Here is a 23,107-nt window from a genome sequence, read left to right as displayed (position 1 = left end):
ATCGAGCCGGCGGGGCGGGTTCGTTCCCGGGCCCGCCGGCAGCGGACGGACGGCGGGGCGGTCAGCGGTCGAGGCGGCCGAAGTCGGAGTCGCAGGGCCAGCTGCAGAAGCCGGCGCGTTCGACCTCCTCGTAGAAGGGGGTGCCGTCGTCGCCGCGGTGCGCGGCCCGGTCGTGGTGGAGGTGCACCACGGGGTCGCGGTGGCGGTCCATCGGGCCGTAGCGTTCGGCGCGCCACACGAAGTCCTGGTCCTCGCCGCCCCAGCCGCAGAAGCGCTCGTCCATGCCGCCGATGCGGGTGAAGAGGTCCTCGCGCAGCCAGACGCAGCCGCCCGGCGGACGGCGCAGGTGGACCCCGCGCAGCCGGTCCGGGCCGGGGTCGGGGGCCGCGTCGAGGCATCGGGTGCGCACCGCCCGGGCGCTGGAGGCGGGGTCGAGGAAGAGCATGTCCTCGAACGGCCAGTGGGCCTGGGTGCCGGGCCGTTGGAAGCGCTCGACGGCCCGGGCGACGAAGTCGCGGTCGACGAGGATGTCGCCGTCCAGGACGCAGAGCAGCTCGGTCGGCCTGGCGCCGTGGACCACGCCGACGTTGACGGTCCAGGACTTGTTGAACCGGCCGGGGTCGGGCGCGAACAGGTAGGTGTCGCAGGCGTCGGCGAACAGCTCGCGCCAGCGCGGGCGTTCGTCGCTCTCGACCACCACGACGCGGTAGCGCTCGCGCGGGTGGGACTGGTCGGCGAGCGCGTTGAGGACGGCGGCCAGGTTACGGACGCGGCCGGTGGCGTCGTCGGGGGCGCGGAAGGGGATGACCACCGCCGCGTCGACGGGGTGGGCGGCCCGGTGCGGCTTGCGGGCGAGCGCGGCCAGCAGCTCGGCGGTGTCGGGGGCCGCCGCGGGGACCGGCGCCGCGGGCGGGCCCGGCTGGACGATCAGCCGGGACAGCGACTCGGTGCGGGCCGCGGCGGCGCGCAGCGCGTCGAGTGCCGCATCCGCTCCCTCGGGGCGGCGCAGCAGGTCGGTGAGGGCGGCGGTGAGGTGGGCGGCGGCGGCGGCGTCGGCGGGGTCGTCGGCGAGGCGGGCGGTGCTGGTGCGGACGCGGTCGTCGTCGATGGCGGTGAGCGCGTGCGCGGCGCCGTGGTGGGCGTCGGCGGACCAGTCCCAGTAGTCGGGGGCGACGGCGCGGGAGAGCGGGTCGTGGACGAGGATCAGGCTGCTGGTGGCCGCGGCTGCGAGGGCGTCGGGGGCGAAGGGGCGGGCGGCGGGCATGGCGGTGTCGTGTCTCCCCGGCGGTGTCGGGCTGGTGTGGTGGTGGACGTGGTCGGGGCGGCGGGCGGTGTGGGGTCAGTGGGCGTCGGCGGTGGGGGTCCAGCGCAGCGGGGTGAGGTCGGGGACGACCAGGTCGGCGTGGGTGAAGTCGCCCGCGCCGTGGGTGGTGGTGAGGGCGACGCAGCGCAGCCCGGCGCTCTTGGCGGCGCTGACACCGGCCGGAGCGTCCTCGAAGGCGAGGCCGTCGGCGGGGTGGACGCCGAGGGCGCGGCAGGCGGCGAGGTAGCCCTGGGGGTCGGGCTTGCCGGCGCTGACGTCCTCGGCGGTGACGATGACCTGGAAGAGGTCGGCGCCGCCGACGTGGTCGAGCATCTCGGTGGCGTGGGCGCGCAGCCCGGAGGTGACGACGGCGAGGGGGACGCCGCGGGTGTGGAGGTCGGCGAGGAGTTCGGCGGCGCCGGGGACGGCGAAGGGCGGCGGGCTGTCGGGGCCCATGAGGTAGCCGCAGGCCTCGTCGAAGAGTTGGTCGACGGTGTGGCCGGGGAAGTGGTGGACGTGGTCGGCGAGGGCTTCCTTGCCGCGCCGGCCGACGAAGGTGGCGAGGACGGTGTCGTCGCAGGGCACGTGGTGGGTGGTGAACAGGCGGGTCCAGGCGGCGCGGCTGCGGTGTTCGGTGGCCACCAGGGTGCCGTCGAGGTCGAACAGGGCGGCCTTGGCGTGGAGGTGGTGGAGTTCGGTCATGGCGGGTCGTCCTCTGGGTCGGGTGTTCGTGGTGCGGTGGTGTGCGGGGTTCAGCCGGTGGTGGGCGCGCCGGGGCGTTCCCCGGTGGTGAACACCGGGGCGGCCGGGTCGGTTGCGTCGTGCGGGTCCGGTGTGTCGGGTGTGTCGGCCGGGTCGGGTGCGGCGGCGACGGCGCGCAGGGCGGCGTAGCCGCAGAACGCGGTGATGAGGGCGAGTCCGGCGCTGGCGAGGGTGTAGGCGGTGGCGGGTCCGGCCCAGGTGCTGCGGCTGAGCCAGGGGTAGAGGGCGCCGAAGAGGGCGACGCCGGTGACGCCGACGACGGTGGAGAGGGTGTTGACGGTGCCGCTGAGTGTCGCGGCGTGGCGGGGCGGGACGGCGGTGGTGAGCAGGTTGAGCACGGAGGTGTTGGTGAGGCCGAGGCCGAAGCCGCCGATGCACAGGACGGCGGTGAGCGGCCAGATGGCGGTGCCCTCGCCGGCGGGGACGACGGGGGCGAGGGCGTAGGCGGTGGTGAGCAGGGTGCAGCCGATGAAGGGCAGCCGCCGGGTGAGGCGGTGTGGGGCGCGGCCGATGACGGGACCGGCGAGGCCGAAGGCGAGGACCCAGCCGAGCGGGACGAGTCCGGCCTGCCAGGCGGGCAGGTGCAGGTGGTCCTGGAGGTGGAGGGAGAGCAGGTAGAGCATGGAGATGTAGGTGAGGGTGCAGCCGGAGGAGGTGGTGAGGGCCCAGCGGACGGTGGGGGTGGACAGGGGGCGCAGGTCGAGCGCGGGGGTGGCGCCGCGGGCGATGACGCGCTGTTCGGTGCGGACCAGTCGGACGGCGAGCGGGAGGGCGGCGGGCAGCAGGAGCCAGATCCAGGCGGGTCGGGTGAGGCTGAGCGGGATGAGGACGGTGAGGGAGGCGGCGGCGAGCAGCAGGGTGCCGGGGATGTCGTTGTCGCCGCGGCGGGGGGTGGTGGCGGGTCGGTCGTGTGGGAGCAGGACGACGCCGAGCAGCAGGATGAGGGCGCCGATGGGCACGTTGAGCAGGAAGACGGCGCGCCAGCCGGTGCCGAGGATGTCGGCGGAGACGATGGTGCCGCCGAGGATCTGGCCGAGGGCGGCGCCGCCGGAGAGGGTGACGGCGTTCCAGCCGAGGGCGCGGGCGCGGGCGGGGCCGGTGTACCAGCGGTGGATGCCCATGAGGACCTGGGAGATCATCAGGGAGCAGGCGGCGCCTTGCAGGCAGCGGCCGGCGATGAGGACGGGGGCGCTGGTGGCGAGTCCGCAGGCGAGGGAGGCGAGGGTGAACAGGGCGAGGCCGGAGAGGTAGACGCGGCGTACGCCGAGGCGTTCGCCGAGTCGGGCGGCGGGGGCGAGGAGGACGGCGGAGCACAGCGCGTAGGCGGTGACCATCAGGGTGAGTGCGGAGCCGCTGACGTGGAGGTCGGCGCTGACGGCGGGTACGGCCAGGTTGACGATGGCCAGGTCGATGTTGGCCATCGACTGTCCGATCAGCAGGACCAGCAGCGCGGTGCCGCTGGGTCCGGTCCGCCGGCCGGCGGGTTGCCGGGTGGTGGCTTGCACGGTGTCTCCCCTTCGTCGCTCCCCCGGCGGGTGGGCCGGTTCGTCGGCCGGGGGGTGGTCCTGGTGGTGGAACACCGGCCGGGCCGGTCGGGTTGCGTCCGGTCCGGCCGGTGGTGGCGGGGGTGGTGGCCTCGGGTCAGGCGGTGGTGGCGTCCAGGTCGAGGTCCTGGTAGGTGGCGGCCCAGGGGAGGCGGTCTTCCAGGGCGGCGGCGGCGCGGATGACGAGGGCGTCGTTGCGGCGGCGGGCGGCGAGTTGCAGGCCGACGGGGACGCCGTTGCGGGCGCGGCCGACGGGGACGGAGGCGGCGGGGCTGGCGATCAGGTTGAACGGGCTGGTGAGGGACCAGCCGACGAACGGGTCGACGCGCTGCCCTTGGACGGTGTCGGGGCCGACGGTGTCGCGGCCGGCGGAGTTGGGGATGCCGGTGACGGCGTTGACGGGGCTGACGATCAGGTCGTAGCGGTCGAAGAGGTTCTCGAAGGCGTAGAGGACGCGGGTGCGGTCGAGGTCTTCGAGGCGGAAGTCGACGGCGCTGAGGGATTCGCCGACGCGTACGGAGTCCAGGTAGGCCTGGTCGATGGAGCCGGCGTAGGTGCCGAGCAGGTCGAGGCCGTTGTCGCGGGAGATGGCGGCGGATTCGGCGTGGGCGACGGACAGGTAGCGTCGCCACATGGCGGTGAGGTCGGCGTGCGGCAGCGGCAGGGTGAAGTCGATCTCCTCGACGGTGGCGCCGGCGTCGCGCAGGGCGGGCAGGGCGGCGCGGACGAGGGCTTCGACCTCGGGTTCGACGGGGTAGCCGCCGAGGTCGGGGCTGTAGGCGACGGTGAGGCCGGTGAGGTCGCCGTGGAGGGCGTCGACGAGCTTGTCGGGGGCGGGGTAGGAGTACGGGTCGTACGGGTGCTCGCCGGACATCAGGTCGACGCCGAGGGCGGCGTCGGCGACGGTGCGGGCGAGGGTGGCGTAGCAGACCATCGGGTTGTAGCGGCGGAAGGCGTTGGGCTTGGCGGGGACGGCGACCCGGCCGAAGGTGGGCATCAGGGTGAAGACGCCGCAGAAGGCGGCGGGTACGCGCAGCGAGCCGCCGGCGTCGGAGCCCTGGGCGAGCGGGACCATGCCGGAGGCGACGGCGGCGGCGCTGCCGCCGGAGGAGCCGCCGGCGTTCATGGCGCGGTTGAAGGGTGTGGAGGCGGGGCCGAACAGGGCGCTGTCGGTGGTGGCCTTGAAGCCGAACTCGGGGGTGTTGGTCTTGCCGACGACGATCGCGCCGGCCTGTTCGAGGCGTTCGACGCAGAGGATGGTCTCCTGCGGGACGTCCTCGGCGAAGACCAGGGAGCCGCGGGCCATGCGGACGCCGGCGACGGGGTCGAGGTCCTTCACGCCGATGGGGACGCCGTGCAGGGGGCCGAGTTCGGCGCCGGAGGTGACGGCGCGTTCGGCGGCGGCGGCCTGTTCGAGGGCGCGTTCGCCGCAGACGGTCACGAAGGCGTTGACGGCGGGGTTGGTCTTCTCGATCCGTTCCAGTGCCGCCTGGACCGCCTCGACCGGGGAGATCTCCCGTCGGCGGATCGCCTCGGCGAGTCGGGTGGCGCTCAGTTCGGTGCTTTCGGTCATCTCACGCCTCGCACGGGGTTCGTCGGTTGGGCTCCAGGAGCCGGGCGTGAGGGGGAACACCGGGCCGGGCGTCCGGGTTGCACGGCGTCCGCGGCGGGGTGCGGGGCGGGGTGCGAGTCGGCGGTGCGGGGTGCGGGGGCGGCGGTGCGGGGTGCGGGGCGGGTGGGTTCGGTGGGGCCGGCGGGCCGTCGCGCGCGTGTACCCCGGTGTCGGGTACACGATCAACCACTTACCCCGCGCCCGATGCTCGGCTAGTCTCGCCACGGAATAGACAGGTCTAGACCTATCGGAGATCCGGTATGGCCGTCGTGTCCCGTTCCCCCCTCGCCCGCCCCGGTGGCCCCGCCACCCCGTACCCGTACCCGGACCTGCTGCGGCTGCTGGGCGAGCACTTCACCCGGGCCGAGGCACGGGACCGGGCGCTGGCGTACGTCCACGCGCTGCTGGCCTCCCCCGGCCGGGGCAGCGCCGCGCAGATCGCCGCCCGGTCCGGCGCCGACAGCGCCTGGAGCACCCAGCGGCTGCTCACCCGCACGGTGTGGGACGCCGACCGGCTGCGCGACAGCATCCGCGCGCACGTGGTGCCGCTGCTCGGGGCGTCGGGCCCGTGCGCGGTGCTGAGCCGGCACGAGACGGCCCGGGCGGGCACCGGCGCGGTCGCGGTCGCCCCGGCCGGGGCGCGGGCCGCCAACCGGGACCGCAACATCCAGGCCGCGGCGCTGCTGTGCTACGTGTCGCGCAACCGGGCCGCGGTGATCGACCGCGAGCTGTACCTGCCCTCGCAGTGGACCGCCGACCCCGCGCGCTGCGCCCGGGCCGGCGTGCCGCCGGAACGGGTGCACCCGCGCAGCATGGCCGACCTCGGCCAGGAGATGCTGGAACGCGCCCTGGCGGCGGCGATGCCGATCGGCTGGGTGTTCGGCGGCCCGGACTTCGCCGATCCGCAGCTGCGCCAGTGGCTGTGCCGGCGGCGGCTGCCGTTCTGCGTCGAGCTTCCCCAACTCCGGTATCCGCAGAGCGAGTCGGACGCCTCGGCGGTGCGCTCGGAGCCGGGCAGGGAGGAGGCCTGGCAACTGCTGGGCCGCACCCTGGGCCCGGTGTACGGCCATCCGGCACCGGGTTTCCGGCTGACCCTGCTGGCCCGCCGACTGCCGTCCGGGCACACCTCGCGCTTCCTGCTGCACGCGCCGACCACGGCGCCGGACGTCCCCGCCGCACGGGCGATGGCGGCGGCGGGCGCGGCGGCCGCCCGGGCGGTCCACGAGGCCGACACCCGGGCCGGGTTGAGCAGCCACCAGGTGCGCACCTGGGTGGCCTGGTACCGGCACACCACGCTGGCGATGACGGCGGCGGTCCTGCACCTGGAGGCGGTGACGGCCCACCAGCCCGAAAGGGCCGACCGGAAGCGCAAGTACCGCTCCTTTTAGCACCTGCTTGCCGCTCCGACTCAGGTGGTGTTCTAATCGTTTCGGCCGAGGGCGATGTGCGCACGCAAGAAATCGCGGGCCCGCCCTCGTTTTCCGTCAGCAGAACACATCCGATGCCGGGAGCGCAATTCCGCTCGGACGCCGCGGAGCCCCGGCGAATTCCCCCGTGAATTCGCCGAGGAAACGGGCGTTTCCCGTCGGCCCGCACCGTCCGTTCAGCCGTGTTGCCGTTCATCCGTGTTGCCGTTCATCCGTGCATGCACCGTGTTTCGATAAGCCATTCCTACCGGGGAGCCTGCGGAACGACATGCCCCATTTGACGAGTGTCACCAGCCAGACGGCTGAGGGAGAGGTCCGGCTGGCCCTGGCGGGCCTGCGTGCCCGGGCCCAGGAGCTGAACCGGATCGCGGAGGCCACGGCCCGGCTGCTGGCCTCCCCCGACGCCCTGTCCCCGGAGTTCCCCGAGTTCCGGGAGTTCGCCCGGGAGGCGGTGCCGCGCTGGCACTTCGCCATGCTCAACGACCACGAGCGCAACGACGCGCTGGCCACCGCCCTGGAGCGGATCGTCCCGCAGGACGGCACCGTGCTGGACATCGGCGCGGGCACCGGCCTGCTGGCCATGATGGCTGTCCGGGCCGGCGCCGCCCACGTCTACAGCTGCGAGGCGAACCCGCTGATGGCTGAGGTGGCCCGGCAGGTCCTGGCCGACGAGGGCTTCGCCGACCGGGTGACCGTGCTCGCCTGCCGCTCCGACGAGCTGGCGGTCGGCCGGGAACTGCCGCGCCGGGTCGACGCGGTGATCTCCGAGATCGTGGACTGCGGCCTGATCGGCGAGGGCATCCTGCCCTCGATCCGGCACGCGCGCCGCGAACTGCTCGCCCCGGACGGGGTGATGCTCCCCGAGCGGGCCCGCCTGCTGGGGGCGCTGGTGCAGAGCGAGAACGCGGTGAACCTGAACCGGGTGAACCGGGCCGGCGGCTTCGACGTGTCCCGGCTGAACGCCTTCGCCACCCCGGGGCACTTCCCGATCCGGCTGCACACCTGGCCCCACCGCGTCCTGTCGGAGACGGTCGAACTGGCCTCCTTCGACTTCGCCGCGGACCCGCTCGGCCCCGGCGGCGGCAAACTCGCCCTCCCGGTGCGCGAGTCGGGCACCGTGCACGCCCTGGTCGCCTGGTTCGAGCTGGAACTCGGCGGCGGCGTGACCCTGCGCAACTCGCCCGACAACGTCGGCTCGCACTGGATGCAGGCGCTGCTGCCGCTGGCCCACCCCGTCGAGGCGCAGGCCGGCTCCACGCTGGAGCTCGACCTCGCCTGGAGCGACACCCGCCTCTTCCTCGCCTGACCCACCCACCCACCGCGCTCCCCCGCCTGGCGCTCCACCGCACCCACGCTCCCCCGCACCCGTGCACGACCCCGCCCGGCCCGCCCCCACACCACCCGCGGAAGGCAGACCAGACATGTCGCACACACCCGTCCCCTACGAACCGTTCGAGCTGCACGGCGACGCGCTGCGCGAGGCGGTCCTGGCCTACGCCGCCAATCCGCTCTACAAGGACAACGAGGAGTGGGAGAACTCCGACCGCCCCTACCGCCGCCAGCTGCGCCCGCAGGTGCTGCCCTACCTGGACTTCGACCGGGTGGCGAGCCGCGACCGGATCCTGGAGTACAGCAGCCTCGCCGCCCAGCGCCTGCTGACCAGCATCTACGAGGCCGACCTGGTGTTCTTCCCCAAGGCCGGCCTCGGCGACCAGGCGGAGGACCTGCGCCACTACTACAGCCCCGGCAACCGGGCCCGCGGCGAGCTGATCCGCCCCGCGCTGGAACGCTTCGCCTTCGGCTTCCTCGACCAGGAGGTGGAGGTCAGCGGCGACTGGACCACCGAGAGCCTGCTCGCCTACCTGGAGGACCTCGACGTCCACGCCCAGGGCGAGGCCTCCCCCGCCGAGAAGGCCGTCCGCGATTCCTCCGACCCGAAGCGCGCGGCCAGGATGTGGCTGATCCAGTTCGCCCCGGACTTCCTGTCCGAGGCCTCGCCGATGGCCCGGAACGTCCTCGGATATTACGGCGCCGAGCAGTCGGAATGGTTCAAGATCCTCATCGACGAATACGGCTACGGCGTTCACGACACCAAGCACAGCACCCTTTTCGAGGCCACCCTGGAATCCGTCGGACTCGGCTCCGACGTACACCGATACTGGCAGTACTACCTGGTCTCCAGCCTCGCCCTGAACAACTACTTCCACTACCTCGGAAAGAACCACGAGCACTTCTTCCGCTACGTCGGCGCGCTGTTCTACACCGAGAGCACCCTGGTGGACTTCTGCCGCCGCGCGGAGAACCTGCTCGCCGACGTGTTCGAGGGCACCGCGGACGCCCGCTACTTCTCCGAGCACGTCCACATCGACCAGCACCACGGCCGGATGGCGCTGGAGAAGCTGGTCAAGCCCCTCGTCGAGCGCCACGGCGAGCAGATCATCCCCGAAATCGTGCGCGGCATCGAGGAGTTCCGCCTGCTGAGCGCCATCGCCGACGACGACTTCGCCACCCAGATCGCCTGGATGGACGACGCGGACCGCTACAAGGACCTGCACGAGCCCGTCTACGCGGCCATCACCGAAGGCCGGATCAACCCGCCGGTCGCGGACATCGTCGAGCCCTTCGGCGAGCTGTCCAACACCCACAGCCACGAGGGCGACGAGCTCTGCCACATCGTCAGCGGCACGATGCGCTTCGTCAGCGGCTTCAACTCCTACCGGATCCTGGAGGCCGGCGAGGGCACCGTGATCCAGCGCAACCGCCTGCACGGCGCGATCATCGAGTCCGAGGAGTGCGTCTACCAGATCTTCTCCGTCGGGGACTACCGCGCATGCCTGTCGTGACGTTCAAGGCCGGCGGCGCGGACAACTGCGCCCGCGTCGCCGGCCTGCCCTACGTGTACATCCGCACCGAGGCGGGCGGATCGGTGCTGCCCGCCTCCTGCCCGCACCGGGGCGGCCCGCTGAACCTGGGCACCCCCGACCCCACCGGACGGCGGCTGGTGTGCCCGTGGCACGAGCGGGGCTCCTCGCTCAGTCGGCTGCGCCGCCAGGTGCCGGCCGTCCGCTCCGGCGACACCGTCACCGCGGTGCTACCCGGACCGGCGGACGCCGCCGCCGAACTCTGTCACCTTCCGCTGTCCCCGGCCCTCGCCGCCGGAGCCTGAACCGCCCCCGGGGGCCGACCCCGGAGACAGGACGCTCCCGTGAACGCCCCGTCCTCCCCCCAGGTCGCCGTCATCGTCGACCCGTTCTCCTCCGGCGCCCAGTACGCGCCCCGGTTCGCCGAGTTCGGCATCCCCTCGGTCGCGGTCAGCTCGCTGCCCGAGGTGCCCGCGGCCTACGCGGACTCCTGGGACGCCACCCGCTACCGGCAGCTGCTCGCCTTCGACGGCGACCTCGAACGGCTGGTGGCGCGGCTGCGTCCGCTGTCACCGCGCTGCGTGCTGGCGGGCGCCGAGAGCGGCGTCGAGCTCACCGACCGGCTCACCGAGCGGCTGCTCCCGGAACAGGCCAACACCCCGCAGCTGTCGGCGGCGCGCCGCGACAAGGGCGCCATGGCGCAGGCGCTGCGCGCCGCCGGGGTCCCGACGATCCGCCAGATCTGCACCGACGACCCGGCGGCCGTCCGGGCCTGGATCGACCGGGAGGGCCTGGCCGGCCTCGACCTGGTGGTCAAGCCGCCCAAGAGCGGCAGCACCGACGGGGTCACCCGGGTGCCGGCCGGCGCGGACTGGCGGGTGCCGTTCGACGCCCAGCTGGGCCGGGTCAACCAGTGGCACAACCTCAACGACCGGATGGTGGTGCAGGAGTACGCCCGGGGCACCGAGTTCGTGGTCGACACCTTCAGCCATCGGGGCCGGCACACCGTGGCCGACATCTGCCGCTACAGCAAGATCGACAACGGCGAGCAGATGGCCGTCTACGACAGCCTCACCTGGGTCTCCCCCGACGACCCCGCGGTGCCCGCGCTGACCCGCTACGCCGAGGCCGTGCTCGACGCGGTGGGCCTGCGGCACGGCGCCGCGCACATCGAGATCATGCTGACCGACGAGGGCCCGCGCCTCATCGAGATCAACTCCCGCCCGCACGGCGGCGGCCACCCCGCGTTCAACCTGACCGCCACCGGCGACAGCCAGGTGCACCGCGCGGTGCGCTGGTTCGCCCGTGAGGAGAGCGCCCCCAAGGGCTACCGGCTGCTGCGGCACATGACCGTGGTCTTCCTGATCGCCCGCCGCTCCGGCACGGTGTCCAACACCGCCGTCCTGGACGGGATCGCGGAGCTGGCGTCGTACCACCACTCGGCGGTCAGGCTCCGGGACGGCGACCGCCTGGAGGTCACCCGCGACCTGCTGGGCACCCTCACCCTCGGCTTCGCGGTGCTCGCGCACCCGGATCCCGCGCAGGTCGAACGGGACGTGGCCGCCGTCCGGGCCATGGAGGCCGCCCTCGTCGTCACGCCGGACTCCGCCGACCCGCCCGGCTCCTCGGGCTCGCCCGGCTCCTCGGGCTCCGGCGGATCCGGCGGATCCGGCGGATCCGGCGGATCCGGCGGATCCGGCGGATCCGGCGGATCCGGCGGCTCCGGCGGATCCGCGCCTGCGGCGGCGGCACCGGGCCACGCCGCCCGATGACCCCGGGCGCCCTCGCCGTCGCCGCCAGCCCGGCCTTCCTGGCCAGCTGCGCGGCGGTGGTGTGCAGCCCGGGGCCGGACAGCATGCTGGTGCTGCGCCTGGTCAGCCGCACCCGCCGCCGCCCGCCGGTGCTGGCCGCCGCCGCGGGCATGCTGCTCGCCGGCGCCGGGTACGCGGTGCTGGCGGTCACCGGCGCCATGGCGGTCGTGGCGCTGCGGCCCGGACTGCTCCACGCCTGGCAGGCGGCGGGCGCGCTCGTGCTGGCCGTGACGGGCGGCCGCGCCCTGTGGGAGGCCCTGCGCGCCCGCCCGGCCGGGGCGCGGACGGAGGAGGCTGAGGGGGCGGGCGTCGACCGGCTGCCGCGGCACCTGCTGCTCGGCTTCCTCTCCACGGCGGGCAACCCGAAGGTCGGCCTGTTCCTGACGGTGTTCCTCCCGCAGTTCCTGCCGGCCGGCAGCCCGTCGGCCGGGGCGCTGCCGCTGCTGGCGGCGGTGTACCTGTCGATCGGGGCACTGTGGCTGCTGCTGCTCACCGAGGCGGGCGTGCGGATCGTGACGGCGCGCGGGGCGAACGGCCGGGCCGCGTTCCCGCCGCTCGCGGAGCGGGTCGGCGGCGCGGTGGTGGGGCTGGTCCTGCTGGGCCTCGCCGCCGGGCTGCTCCTTCGATGACCGGCCGGGAGGATGTCGGGTGGGTGTCCGGACGGGTGTTTTCCGGGCGTCCGCGCGGCTTCCGGTCATGACGGACGGTCACGACGGACGGCGGCGAAGGACCGCGGCGAGGACGGGCAGGCCGAGGACAGGCGGGCTGAGGACGGGCGGGCTTCCGAGGGGCAGGTGGAGATGGACAGCCAGGGCGGCGGCGCGGATCGGCGGCCGGGACCGGGCTCCGGGCCGCGGTGGCGGTCCCTCGGGGCAAGCCTGGACGGCGAGTTGGTGCTGCCCGGGGACGCCGGGTACGAGGCGGCGCGGCTGCCGCGCAACCTGCGGTACGCCGACCGGGCCCGCCCCGGGGCGGTCGCGTACTGCGCCGGGCCCGAGGACGTCGCCCGGTGTGTGCGGTTCGCCCGCCGGTACGGCCTGCGGCTCACGGTGCGCGGCGGCGGCCACTGCTACGGGGCCTGGTCCAGCCGGATGCCGCTGGTGGTCGACGTGTCCCGGCTGTCCGGCGTCCGGGTGGAGGACGGCGGCCACGCCGAGATCGGCGCGGGCACCCCGCTGATCACCGTCTACGAGGAACTGGCCCGGCACGGCGTGACGGTGCCCGCCGGCAGCTGCCCGACCGTCGCCCTGGCCGGGCTGGCCCTCGGCGGCGGCCACGGGGTGGTCAGCCGCGCGTACGGGCTGACCTGCGACAGCCTGGTCGGCGCCGAGGTGGTGCTCCCCGACGGCCGGACGGTGCGCTGCGACGAGCGGACCGAACCCGACCTGCTGTGGGCCCTGCGCGGCGCGGGCAACGGCAACTTCGGCGTGGTCACCTCGCTGCGGATGCGCACCCACCCGGCCGCCGACCTGACCGCGTTCAGGGCCTCCTGGCCGTACCGGGAGGCGGGCACCGTCCTGGAGCACTGGCAGGACCGGGCGTTCACCGCCCCCGACCGCCTCTGGTCGCACTTCCTGCTGGAGACCCGCCCGGGCGGCCCGGTCGCCGAGGTCGCCGGGTTCCTGCTCGGCGGCGGCGGGGAGGAGGAGGCCGAGCGGTGGCTGGACGGGCTGGTCGCCGCCGCCGGACCCGCCCGCGAACGGCAGGCCGTCCGCCGGTCGTACCTGGCCGCCGTACGGGCGAACGCCGGCGGCGAGGCCGTCATCGGGCGCCCGGACGAGCAGCGCGTCGCCTTCGCCGCGGCCTCGCACTTCTTCGACCGCGGGCTCGGCCCGCAGACCGTCCGGGAGACCCTCGCGGTGCTGCGGCGCGTGCCCGACGGCGTGTGCGCCTCGATCTCCTTCAACGTCCTGGGCGGCGCCGTCAACCGGGTGCCCGCCGACGCCACCGCCTTCGTGCACCGCGACGCGCGCTTCCTGGCCCAGTGCTACGCCTGGTGGCCCGCCGACGGCCCTTCCGACGCCGCCGAGGCCGCCGAGGCCACCGCCGACACCGCCGTCCGCTGGGTCGGCGAGGCCCGCGAGGCGCTGCGCCCGTACGCCTCCGGCCACGCCTACCAGAACTACCGCGACCCGCAGCTGGCCGACTGGCGGCGGGCGTACTACGGCGCCAACCTGCCCCGGCTGGAACGGCTGCGGGCGCGCTACGACCCGGACCGGCTGCTGGACTTCCCGCAGGCCCTGTGAACGGGCGTTACCGGCTCCCCGGGGGCCTTCGGGAAGGTGAGGGGAGGTCAGGCCGGCAGGGGTCGGCAGCTGCGGCAGGCCCGGTAGCCGGCCGCCCGGGCGTCGGCGGCCGAGCCGAACGGCACCCGGTGCCGGTCGGTGATGCGGCGGGCGTCGGCGCAGGTCGGGTAGCAGAAGATCCGGGTGGTGTCGCTGCCCAGGAAGTGGGTGCCGTCCGCGGCGAACCGGTGCAGGCGCTCCCCGTCGATGCCCTCGTGCGCGCGCAGCCGCTCGACCAGGTCGGCGGGCAGGCCGCAGTCGAGGGGCCGGCCGTCCTCGTCGCCGAGCCGGTGCACCGGGATCAGCACCGGAACGGGGTTGGCGCGCACCGCCGCCAGCAGGTCCGCCTCGTCCGCCTCCGGCAGCCCCGCCTCGCGGCCCAGCCAGCGCGGGGGCCGCAGTTGGCCGCGCGGGATGGCGCGCACCGCCTCCAGGACGCTGCGCTGCGCCTGCGGCAGGGGGCCGTAGTCGTAGCGCAGCATGCGGTCCCGGCCGGTGCGCAGCGCGCCGACGACGCCGGGCAGCGGTTTGCCGGCGGGCAGCGCGGTGCGGCCGGTGCGGCGCAGGTGGGCTTCCTCGAAGGCCTCCGCGCCGGGGTACCAGTCGACGGGTGCGGCCGCGACGACGGCGCCGCGTCCGTGGGCGACGAACAGGGCGGTGACCGGGCCGTCGACCACGGTGTACCGGTCGTACTCGCGGTCGGCGACGCCGGCCCGTTGCAGGATCCGGATCGCCAGGTCGGCGGGCATCGGTACGTGCAGGGCGTCGAGGCCGGGCACGGTGTGGCTGTCGCTGTCGTTGTCGGGCACGGTGCGGCCGCCGGGCGGTGGGATGTCCGTGGTCCGTGCGGTGGACGCCTTGGGCGTGGCCGTGCCGTTGACCGTGCGCCGTACCGCGTCGGGTGCCGCGTCGTGCGGGTCCCGGCCGTACGGGTCCCGGCCGTTCGGGGCCGCGTGCGGGTGTCCGCTCATCCTCTCACCTCCTCTACCGCCAGCCGGGGTTGGCTGCGCAGTGCGGCCAGCCCCCGTGACACCTGGGCCTTGACGGTGCCTACCGGGCATTCCACCAGCTCCGCGATCTCCGCGTAGCTCAGCTCTCCGACGTGCCGCAGGACCACCGGCAGCCGGTGGTGTTCGGGCAGTTCGGCGAGCGCGGCCACCAATCTCCCCCGTTCGTCCGCGTGCTCCGCCCGCTGTTCGGGTCCGGGTTTGCCGTCCACCAGGGGCAGTTCCCGGACGTCCACCCCTTCCGCGGCGGCGGGCCGCCGGGTCAGGGTGCGGACGTGGTTGCGCCACACGTTCGTGCCGATCGCCAGCAGCCAGGCCTTCGGCTGCAGGGCCTGCCGCCGCGCCGGCGGGTAGTCGCGCAGCGCCGTGTACGCCCGCAGGAAGGTGTCCTGCACCAGGTCTTCCACGTCGCGCGACGCCCCGTTCAGGCGCAGCAGCACCGAGTACACGGCGCCGCCGTGGGTGCGCACGAGTTCGGCGAACCCACGGTCGAGGTCTGCCGCGAGCAGCTCGGTGAGCGGAGGAGGCATCTCGTCCATCGTCTCTGAGAACACCGCCGGCGGCGCGGCGGTTGCACCGGGGGCGGGCCGTCCGGCCGGGATGTGAAGGCGCAGGACGGTGATTCTGCGTGTTCGATTGGTCACCGAGGGTCGCCGCGGCGAGTATGATCGGGCGTGAACCGACGTACCACCCCGACGGGAGTGCTGGGATGATCTGGCGCGCCGAAGTGGTCGACCAGCTCGACCTCTACTGGGACCGCCAACTGATGCCCCGGCTGGCCGGTCTGACCGATGACGAGTACCTGTGGGAACCGGTGCCGCACTGCTGGTCGGTGCGGACGGCGCCGGACGGGCGGACAGTGGCGGACTGGCAGGAGCCGGCCCCGCAGCCGCCGCCGGTGACCACGATCGCCTGGCGGCTGACCCACATCGCCCTGCCGGTGCTCGGGATCCGGGCGAGCGCGCACTTCGGCGACGGGTCGCTGACGATGGAGACCGCGACCGTACCGGCCACCGCCGAGGACGGGCTGGCGGCGCTGAAGGAGTACTACGGTGTCTGGCGCGAGGCGGTGTCCTCCCTGGACGACGCGGCGCTGGGCCGTCCGATGGGCGAGGCCGAGGGCCAGTGGGGCAAGCGGCCGATGGCGACGCTGCTCCTGCACGTCAACCGCGAGGTCATGCACCACGGGGCGGAGATCGCGCTGCTGCGCGACCTCTACCGCGCCCGTTTCTCCTGACGGTCCGGGTGGCGGTGTGGGCCGGGCCTGGAGGCCCGGCCCGTGCGGGCGCGGTCAGGCGGTGCGGACCTTCAGCGGGCCCGTCCCGCTCGCGCGGGCGACATGGGCCGCTTCCTCCTCGACCGCCTTCAGCGGCAGGGCGCCGCCGCCGGAAAACGGGGTGACGACCAGTTCCTGGCCGACGATCTCCCACACGCCGACGATCCGGCCGTCGACCACGACGATCGGGGAGATCCACCCGGACTGGCGGCTCACCAGAGTGCGGTGCTGCGGCGCGAGGAGCAGTTCCTCCTTGGTGCCGGGGCCCAGGACGTACTGGTCGAAGCCGCCGAGCAGGCGCACTCCCCCGGACGGGGCGCTGGCGGCGAGTTCCTCCGCGTGCTCGGTGAGGATGAGCGCCTTGCGGCCCTCGAACTCGACCTCGGTCAGCCGGTCTCCCATGTCCTTGAACCAGCGGCGCAGCTTCGGCTTGCTGGTGCCGTTGAGGCACAGCCAGCGGTCGAACACCTCGGGCGTGGCGGGGCCGTAGGCGCCGAGGTAGGAGGCGATCACCACGGGCGCGGCCTCGTCGGCCGCGGGGACGTCCTTCCAGTCGGCGAACTGGCTGGCCGGCTTGACGAAGGTGACCTTGTTGCCCTGACTGGGGCCGTGGCAGAGCACGCCGCGCCACGCGAGCGGCTTGAGGACGGAGCCCCAGCCGGAGCGCAGCCGCTCCTCCATGCTCTTGAAGCGCTGGTCGGCGACGAGGCGGGTGACCAGTTCGTCACGGGTGAGGGCCGCTCCCCCGTCGAGGATGCCGGAGACCTCCTCGGTCAGCGCGTCGATCTGCTCCGGACTGACGCCGGAGGCCTTCTGCCAGGAGGGCTTGAGCCAGCTGCCCGCGTCCGCCATGAGCGACAGGTAGGCGCCGGCCTCGCTGGGGCGCAGCAGGTGGAGGGTGCCGCGCACGGCCCAGGTCTTCAGGAGGGCGCGGTCGGCGACGTCCTGGTCGACGCTGGTGGCGTCGGGTGTGGACTGCCGCAGGGCGACGGCGAGTTCGGCCGCGCTCCAGACCTGGGCCTGTACGCCGGCCAGTCTGCTGACGATCTCGCTCGCACTGCCGCCGGTACGCGGATCGAGGTATTGCCGCCGCATCCGCCATGCGGACACCTGCTCCCAGCTGACCTTCACGCCGTCCCCTTCTCAGCCAACGGATTCCTCACCCTACACCGTGTCAGGTTGGGTCGCCTCACGGGGACAAGTGGCCTGGTGGGCACGGGGTTTCAGGGTCTGCCCGGGGTCGTTCGGGCCGCTGGGAGCGGGGTCCGGTGCGGACTGTCGAGGCGTGGGCTCAGGTGGCGTCCGCAGCCTCCAGCCACAGGGTGTCGGGGCGGCCGAGGCGGACGGACTCGGCGGTGATCAGGCGGTAGGCGGTGGCGGCCGTCGAGTGGGCGAGCATGCCGCGCACGCCGTGCAGTTGGAGTGCGGTGCGGCAGGCGCTCTGGGCGTGTTCGGCGGCGACGGCCAGGACGGCGGCGGCGGCGGGGTGGCCGCCGCGGTCGTGGTCCCAGGCCGCGCGGTGGAGCAGCAGCCGCCAGCCGTCGGCCTCGCCCATGAGCAGGGCCAGGCGGTGGGCGACGGTCTGCCGTTCGACGAGGGGTTTGCCGGACTGGATGCGGGTGTTGACGTGGGCGCGGGCGACGTCCACGGCCCGGTCGGCCATGCCCAGCAGCAGGGCGGCTTGGCGCAGGCGGGCGGCGCCGAGGGCGCGCCGGGTGCGGTCGTCGTCGGCGGTCAGCGGCTGTGCGGCGGCGCCGTCGAAGCGCACCCGGGTGGCGGGCAGGCCGAAGTGCTCGGTGGGTTCCACCGTGACGGGGCCGGTGTGCGGGTGGGCGAGGTACCAGCCGGTGGTGCCGTCGTCGCCGGCGGCGCGGACCACGCACAGGGCGACGGCGGCGCGGGGCAGCGGCTCGGAGGTGCCCCGCAGCCGGCCGTCGGCGTCGACGCGTACGGTGGCCGGGCCGTGGGCGCCGATCACCACCGCGTGCCGCTCCCCCGCGTACAGTTCGGCGAGGGTGTCGCCGGGGCAGTGGTCGAGCAGGTCGAGGGCGTGGGCGGTCGCCCGGTAGGCGCCGAGCGGTTCCAGCGCGTACCCGAGGCGTTCGTTGACGACGGCGTCGGCGGCGAGGCCGAGGGCGAGGCCGCCGAGGTCCTCGGGCGCGTTGAGGGCGGGCACGCCGATGGCGGCCAGTTGGGCGGAGGGGTCGCCGGTGCCGGTGAGCACGGTGTCCACGGCCTCGCGCAGGCGCTGCTGGAGCGGGTCGAGTCGCAGGTCCATCGCGGTCAGCCTTCCGTGGGCGCGTTGCCGATGACGCGGGCGTTGGCGGCGATGTCCAGCATGACCTCCGACGCGCCGCCTGAGATGGTCATGCCGGGCGCTTCGCGCAGGGCCGCTTCGAGGGTCTGGGCGCCGGGGTCGGTGCCGGGGTCGAGGAGGTCGGGGCCGACGGCGTCCAGGGCCCACCAGGCGATGCGCTGGGCGCTCTCGCTGCAGTGCCACTTCGCGAAGGACGACTCGGCGATGTCGGGCCTGCCGTCCTGGAGGTTCTGCAGGACCTGGCAGCTGAGCAGTCCGCTGGCCTCGATGCGGGCCCGGTGGCGGGCGAGGTCGACGCGCAGCGCGTCGGAGGCCCGGCGGCCGTCCGCGGCGGCGAGCCGGGCGGCGGTGTCCAGCCAGTGCTTGCCGCGGGCGTAGTAGTCCAGGCCGGTGCGTTCGGCGGCGAACATCTGGGTGATCAGGGACCAGCCCTCGCCGGGGCGGCCGAACAGGGCGTCCTGGTCGACGCGCACGTCGGTGAACCGGATGTCGTTGAACTGTTCGTTGGCGAGGCTGGGGATGGGACGGATGGTGACGCCGGGGGTGTCCAGCGGGACGAGGAACAGGGTGAGGCCCTGGTACTGGCTGCCCTGCGGGTCGGTGCGCACGGCGCACAAGGCCAGGTCGGCGTAGCCGCTCTTGAGGTTGTAGGTCTTGCGGCCGTTGATGACCCAGCCGTCGCCGTCGGGGACGGCGGTGGTGGTGATGCCGGCCAGGTCGGAGCCGTTGCCGGGTTCGGTGAACAGGATGCAGGCGGCGAGGTCGGTGATCGCCATGGCGGGCAGCAGGGTCTTGCGCTGCTGTTCGCTGCCGGAGGCGAGGATCAGCGAGCCGACGTTGAGCACCGAGATGCAGTAGAGGTTCTGCGGTATCCGGTGGGCGACGAGGCGTTCCAGGAGGGCGACGGTGGCGGTGAAGTCGGCGCCGCGGCCGCCGTACTCGACGGGCCAGGCGGGGGCGAGCAGGCCCGCCTCGCCGAGGTGGCGGTAGAGCGGGCGCACGTCGCCGTCCATGCCGTCCTTGCGGTCCAGGACGTCCTGCAGCAGCTGCCGGGTGCGCGGGGCGCTGAGGACTGCGTCGGCTTCGGCGGCGAAGTCGGCGCTGTTCGGTGGGACTTCGAAATCCACGCTCTGGCTCCTTGCCCGTTGGGGGTTGTCAGGCGTCCGGGATCGCGGCGTGGAGCGCCCGCAGGATCTCGGACCGGTTGTCGGTGAGGAAGAAGTGGCCGCCGGGCAGCACGGAGAGGGTGAAGGCGGCGGCCGTGCAGTCCCCCCAGCCGCGCATCGCCTCGGGCGGCACTTCGGGGTCGTTGTCGCCGCACCAGGCGGTGACGGGGCAGGACAGCGGCTGGCCGGGCCGGCACCGGTAGGTCTCGATCATGGCGAAGTCGGCCCTCATCATGGGCATGAGCAGGTCGAGCAGTTCGTCGTGGGCGAAGACCGCCTCGTCGGAGGCACCGTACTCGCGCAGCATCCGCACGAACGCGGGGCGGGGCAGGTCGCTGACCGGGGTGAGCGGGCGGGCGATGGGCGGGGCGGGGCGGCCGGTGACGAACAGGTGCCGGGCGGGGCGGCCGAGTTCGTCGAGCCGGCGGGCGACCTCGAAGCCGAGGATGGCGCCCATGCTGTGGCCGAACAGCACGGCCTCGGTGGGCTCGCCGGCGATCGCGTCGGCGAGTTCGTCGGCGAGGCGGTGCAGGTCGGTGGCGGGCGGTTCGGCCATGCGGACACCGCGGCCGGGCAGTTGCACAGGCACGAGTTCGACGGGCCCGGTGCTGAAGTCCTTCTCCCAGGAGGCGTAGTAGCTCGCCGAACCGCCCGCGAACGGGAAGCAGTAGAGGCTGCGGGCGGCGGTGGCGGAGCGGAACCGGGGGTCGAACCACGGGCGGGCGCCGCGGCGGTGGAACGGGTGGACGCTCACCGCGCCGCCGCGGCGCGGGGGGTCAGGCGCACCGGCATGCTCTTGTAGCCGGGGACGAAGTGCGAGGCGACGTGGCGGACCTCGCCGGCGATCTCGACGCTCTCCACCAGGTCCATGAGTTCGTCGATGAAGATCCGCAGGCCCACCTTGGCCAGGCCGGCGCCGATGCAGTAGTGCGGTCCGACGCCGAACGCGACGTGCCGGTTGGGCCGGCGGGCGGGGTCGAAGGTGTAGGGGTCGTCGAAGACCCGCTCGTCGCGGTTGGCGGAGCCGAGCCAGGCGCTGACCGGCTCGCCGGCCCGGATGGTCTGCCCGTGCAGTTCGACGTCCCGCACGGCGTAGCGCATCAGCGCGGTGACGGGCGAGGACCAGCGCAGCAGTTCCTCCAGGAAGGAGGGGCGCAGCTCGGGGTTCTCGCGGACCCGGCGGAAGAGGTCGGGTTGTTCGGCGAGGAGGGAGAACATGGTGCACAGGGCGTGCGGGGTGGTGACGTTGGCTCCGATGAGCAGGACGAAGCCGTTCATCATGGCCTGGCGTTCGGACAGCGGGCCCTCGGTGAGGTCCATGGCGCGCAGGGTGCCGATGACGTCGGGGTCGACGTCCTCGCGGGAGCGGCGGGAGAACTCCTCGCGGAAGTACTCGAAGAGTTCGTGGCGGGCCTGGCGGACGGTGGCCTGGGCGCTGCCGGTGGAGTAGTCGGGGTCGTCGTAGGCGATGGTCATCATGACGAGCTCGACCATGCGTTCCCAGTTCTCGGGGGGCAGGCCCATGAGGGTGGCGGTGACGGCCATCGGGAACATCATCGCGGGTTTGGCGATGTCGAAGACGTCGGCGGCCAGGGCACCGTGGAGGGTCTCGCGCGCGAGGTCGCGCATGAGCTTCTCCTGGGTGGCGACGACGCGGGGGCTGAAGGCCTTGTTGAGGGGCTCGCGGAACTCGCGGTGGCGCGGGGGGTCGGTGTCGGCGAGCATGTCGTCGGTGGCGATGTCGGGTGTGTCGAGGTCGAGGACGCACAGGATGGTGCCCCGCCGGGAGGTGAACTCGGCGTGGCTGCGCAGGACTCGGCTGACGTCCTCGTGGCGGGTGACGACCCAGAAGGGTTCGCGGTCGCCGCCGGGGTCGACGCGGCGCAGCGGCTGGTGGTCGCGCAGCTCGGCCCAGAGCGCGTGCATGTCCGTGGAGGCGTGGAAGCCGGAATCGAGCAGTTCGGGGCCCTCGAACTGCACGGGGCAGAAGGGGGGTTTGGAGATGATCATCAGCCGTGCCTCTCGGACTCGGTTGCCTGGGCGCGGGCGGGATCGCGGCGCCGGTCGGGGTCAGGCGATGCGGATGCGCCGCTCGCGGAGCTGCTCGTAGAACGGCAGGTGGTGGTCGTGGTAGCGGCGCAGCAGCGGGTCGGTGTCGATGGTGCGGTCGTAGGCCCTGGTCCGGCGCCGGACGGTGGTGCTGGCGCTGACGTCGGTGTGCCAGCGGGCGGACTGGTGCCATTCGGGGCGGTCGCCGGGCTGCCAGTGCAGGGTGTCGTCCCGGAAGGGCAGGCCGGTGGTGTCGCAGTAGGCGCGTACGGCGGCCTCGGGGTGGTCGACGAAGTCGTCGGAGTCGAGGACCAGGGCCTCGCCGCCGGCGTCGAGGACGGCCTGGTGGATGCGGTGGAGGTATTCGATGCCGACTTCGTGCAGGGCCATGTCGGGCTTGATGGCCGCGTAGGACGGGATGATCTCGCGCGGGTCGCGCAGCAGGAAGGCGTGGCGGGCGCGTTTGAGGAAGTCGGGGCGTTGCAGGACGGTGTCGTAGCGGCAGTCGGTGGTGTCCTTGAAGAACACGGTGTGGTGTTCGGAGAGTTCGAGGAGGGTGTCGACCAGCGCGGTGGTGGAGTGGACGGTGCGTCCGTCGACCTCGGTGCGGCCGTCGTTGGCGATGTTGCAGAACGGCTCGTGCAGGGGCAGCAGGTCGCCGCGGTCGACCATGGTGCGGAAGAAGACGGTGGAGCGGGAGCGGGGGGCGCTCCAGAGGGCGAGCAGGGGGTGGTGGCCGGTGGTCATGCGCTGGCCTCCCCGGTGCTGCCGTTCTCCGCGGTGCCGTGGCTCTCGCCGGCTTCGAGGGTGCGCAGTTCGGCGAGGGCCCAGTCGGCGATGTGTCCGGCGACGTCGGCTCCGGTGGCGTCGATGGCACCGTGGAACTCGGGGGTGTGGTTGACCTCGTTGGCGTACAGGCGGCCCTGGCGGTCGATCAGGAGGTCGACGCCGAGGAAGCCGCCGCCGACGGCGCGGGCGGCGGCGACGGCGAGTTCGGTGAGTTCGTCGGTGATCGGGCAGGGCGTGGCGGCGCCGCCGATGGCGGTGTTGGTACGCCAGTCGTCGACGGCGTTCTTGTAGATGGCGCACACGACGCGGTCGCCGGCGACGTAGGACTTGATGTCGCGTCCGGGCTTGTCGATGTGTTCCTGGAGGTAGTACAGGTGCTGCTGGGGGTTGGGCAGGGCGGCGCGGTGTTCGAGGATGGCCCGGCCCTGTTCCTCGTCGTGGATGCGCGCGGTCAGGTGGCCCCAGGAGCCGGTGACGGGTTTGGCGACGACGGGGTAGCCGAGCCTGGCCATGGCCTTGAGGGCGGCGGGTTCGGCCCAGGTGACGGCGGTGCGCGGGATGGGCAGGCCCGCGGTGTGGAAGGCGAGGGCGGTGCGGTGCTTGTCGCCGCAGACGTCCAGGACCGCGCTGCGGTTGAGGGTGGGCACGCCCAGGGCTTCCAGGGTGGCGGCGACGGAGGCGGCGCGGCTGTGGCTGACCTCGCGCATGAGGGCGGCGCGGTAGGACGGGCGGCCGTCGGCGAGGAGCACGGTGAGCCTGCGCGGGTCGACGTGTTCGTGGGGTACGCCGCGCCGGTCGAGCGCTTGGAGGATGAGTCGTTCCTCCCGGCGGATCCGGGAGGCGACGACGGCTATCGGCAGGCCGGTTGTGTCCACGTGTTGTCTCTTCCGCTCTGCTG

Annotated in this window: 21 protein-coding genes; 8 read left to right on the top strand and 13 right to left on the bottom strand. The window is 73.9% G+C overall.

Going from position 1 to position 23,107, the window contains the following annotated elements; all coding sequences use genetic code 11:
* Positions 1-61 precede the first annotated feature (61 nt).
* From ACWDBE_RS30770 to ACWDBE_RS30755, 4 genes are all read right to left on the bottom strand, one after another.
* Positions 62-1,264, bottom strand: a complete 1,203-nt coding sequence (locus tag ACWDBE_RS30770; protein ID WP_449809622.1) for a glycosyltransferase — start codon at positions 1,262-1,264, stop codon at positions 62-64.
* Between the two features lie 75 nt (positions 1,265-1,339).
* Positions 1,340-2,005: an HAD family hydrolase gene (locus tag ACWDBE_RS30765; protein WP_449791240.1), complete on the bottom strand. Its 666-nt coding sequence runs from the start codon at positions 2,003-2,005 to the stop codon at positions 1,340-1,342.
* Positions 2,006-2,055: 50 nt separating this feature from the next.
* Complete coding sequence (locus tag ACWDBE_RS30760; protein ID WP_449791241.1) at positions 2,056-3,570, bottom strand: MFS transporter; 1,515 nt, start codon at positions 3,568-3,570, stop codon at positions 2,056-2,058.
* Positions 3,571-3,706: 136 nt separating this feature from the next.
* Entirely contained in the window at positions 3,707-5,182 is a 1,476-nt protein-coding gene (locus tag ACWDBE_RS30755; protein ID WP_449791242.1) for an amidase, read from the bottom strand.
* Between the two features lie 299 nt (positions 5,183-5,481).
* Here ACWDBE_RS30755 and ACWDBE_RS30750 point away from each other — a divergent pair, with 299 nt between their 5' ends.
* The 7 genes from ACWDBE_RS30750 (at position 5,482) to ACWDBE_RS30720 (ending at position 13,566) form a co-directional block, all read left to right on the top strand.
* The gene (locus tag ACWDBE_RS30750) at positions 5,482-6,609 is read left to right on the top strand and encodes an IS701 family transposase (RefSeq protein WP_449809621.1); all 1,128 of its coding nucleotides are present in this window, start codon (positions 5,482-5,484) and stop codon (positions 6,607-6,609) included.
* 307 nt (positions 6,610-6,916) lie between these two features.
* On the top strand, positions 6,917-7,954 hold the full coding sequence (locus ACWDBE_RS30745) for a methyltransferase domain-containing protein (protein ID WP_449809620.1): 1,038 nt from the start codon (positions 6,917-6,919) through the stop codon (positions 7,952-7,954).
* Between the two features lie 115 nt (positions 7,955-8,069).
* Positions 8,070-9,491, top strand: coding sequence for an iron-containing redox enzyme family protein (locus tag ACWDBE_RS30740; protein WP_449791245.1), 1,422 nt, complete (start codon positions 8,070-8,072; stop codon positions 9,489-9,491).
* Positions 9,479-9,814: a Rieske 2Fe-2S domain-containing protein gene (locus ACWDBE_RS30735; protein ID WP_392883254.1), complete on the top strand. Its 336-nt coding sequence runs from the start codon at positions 9,479-9,481 to the stop codon at positions 9,812-9,814. Before ACWDBE_RS30740 ends, ACWDBE_RS30735 begins: the two co-directional genes overlap by 13 nt.
* 39 nt (positions 9,815-9,853) lie before the next feature.
* The gene (locus ACWDBE_RS30730) at positions 9,854-11,281 is read left to right on the top strand and encodes an ATP-grasp domain-containing protein (RefSeq protein WP_449809619.1); all 1,428 of its coding nucleotides are present in this window, start codon (positions 9,854-9,856) and stop codon (positions 11,279-11,281) included.
* Complete coding sequence (locus tag ACWDBE_RS30725) at positions 11,278-11,949, top strand: LysE family translocator (protein WP_449791247.1); 672 nt, start codon at positions 11,278-11,280, stop codon at positions 11,947-11,949. The genes ACWDBE_RS30730 and ACWDBE_RS30725 overlap by 4 nt, the downstream gene beginning before the upstream one ends.
* Positions 11,950-12,120: 171 nt before the next feature.
* Entirely contained in the window at positions 12,121-13,566 is a 1,446-nt protein-coding gene (locus ACWDBE_RS30720; RefSeq protein ID WP_449809618.1) for an FAD-binding oxidoreductase, read from the top strand.
* Between the two features lie 47 nt (positions 13,567-13,613).
* Here the strand turns inward: ACWDBE_RS30720 and ACWDBE_RS30715 are convergent, their stop codons facing one another.
* Both ACWDBE_RS30715 and ACWDBE_RS30710 read right to left on the bottom strand, forming a co-directional pair.
* Positions 13,614-14,576: an Ada metal-binding domain-containing protein gene (locus ACWDBE_RS30715; protein WP_449809617.1), complete on the bottom strand. Its 963-nt coding sequence runs from the start codon at positions 14,574-14,576 to the stop codon at positions 13,614-13,616.
* Positions 14,573-15,142: an RNA polymerase sigma factor gene (locus tag ACWDBE_RS30710; RefSeq protein ID WP_392883261.1), complete on the bottom strand. Its 570-nt coding sequence runs from the start codon at positions 15,140-15,142 to the stop codon at positions 14,573-14,575. The genes ACWDBE_RS30715 and ACWDBE_RS30710 overlap by 4 nt, the downstream gene beginning before the upstream one ends.
* Positions 15,143-15,321: 179 nt before the next feature.
* On the opposite strand from ACWDBE_RS30710, the gene ACWDBE_RS30705 reads away from it, so the two are divergent.
* Entirely contained in the window at positions 15,322-15,849 is a 528-nt protein-coding gene (locus ACWDBE_RS30705) for a DinB family protein (protein ID WP_449791250.1), read from the top strand.
* Between the two features lie 54 nt (positions 15,850-15,903).
* Here the strand turns inward: ACWDBE_RS30705 and ACWDBE_RS30700 are convergent, their stop codons facing one another.
* From ACWDBE_RS30700 to lysX, 7 genes are all read right to left on the bottom strand, one after another.
* Positions 15,904-17,019: a winged helix DNA-binding domain-containing protein gene (locus ACWDBE_RS30700; protein WP_449791251.1), complete on the bottom strand. Its 1,116-nt coding sequence runs from the start codon at positions 17,017-17,019 to the stop codon at positions 15,904-15,906.
* A 160-nt stretch (positions 17,020-17,179) separates the two neighbouring features.
* Entirely contained in the window at positions 17,180-18,166 is a 987-nt protein-coding gene (locus ACWDBE_RS30695) for an acyl-CoA dehydrogenase family protein (protein ID WP_449791252.1), read from the bottom strand.
* Between the two features lie 5 nt (positions 18,167-18,171).
* Positions 18,172-19,332: an acyl-CoA dehydrogenase family protein gene (locus tag ACWDBE_RS30690; protein WP_449791253.1), complete on the bottom strand. Its 1,161-nt coding sequence runs from the start codon at positions 19,330-19,332 to the stop codon at positions 18,172-18,174.
* A 28-nt stretch (positions 19,333-19,360) separates the two neighbouring features.
* Positions 19,361-20,125, bottom strand: a complete 765-nt coding sequence (locus ACWDBE_RS30685; RefSeq protein WP_449791254.1) for a thioesterase II family protein — start codon at positions 20,123-20,125, stop codon at positions 19,361-19,363.
* On the bottom strand, positions 20,122-21,381 hold the full coding sequence (locus ACWDBE_RS30680; protein ID WP_449791255.1) for a cytochrome P450: 1,260 nt from the start codon (positions 21,379-21,381) through the stop codon (positions 20,122-20,124). The genes ACWDBE_RS30685 and ACWDBE_RS30680 overlap by 4 nt, the downstream gene beginning before the upstream one ends.
* Before the next feature lie 60 nt (positions 21,382-21,441).
* The gene (locus ACWDBE_RS30675; RefSeq protein ID WP_449791256.1) at positions 21,442-22,167 is read right to left on the bottom strand and encodes a sulfotransferase-like domain-containing protein; all 726 of its coding nucleotides are present in this window, start codon (positions 22,165-22,167) and stop codon (positions 21,442-21,444) included.
* Positions 22,164-23,084, bottom strand: a complete 921-nt coding sequence (gene lysX / locus ACWDBE_RS30670) for a lysine biosynthesis protein LysX (RefSeq protein ID WP_449809616.1) — start codon at positions 23,082-23,084, stop codon at positions 22,164-22,166. Before lysX ends, ACWDBE_RS30675 begins: the two co-directional genes overlap by 4 nt.
* Positions 23,085-23,107: the final 23 nt, after the last annotated feature.

The sequence above is a fragment of the Kitasatospora sp. NPDC001132 genome (assembly GCF_053598415.1).
This window is presented reverse-complemented; position numbering and strand designations above follow the sequence as displayed.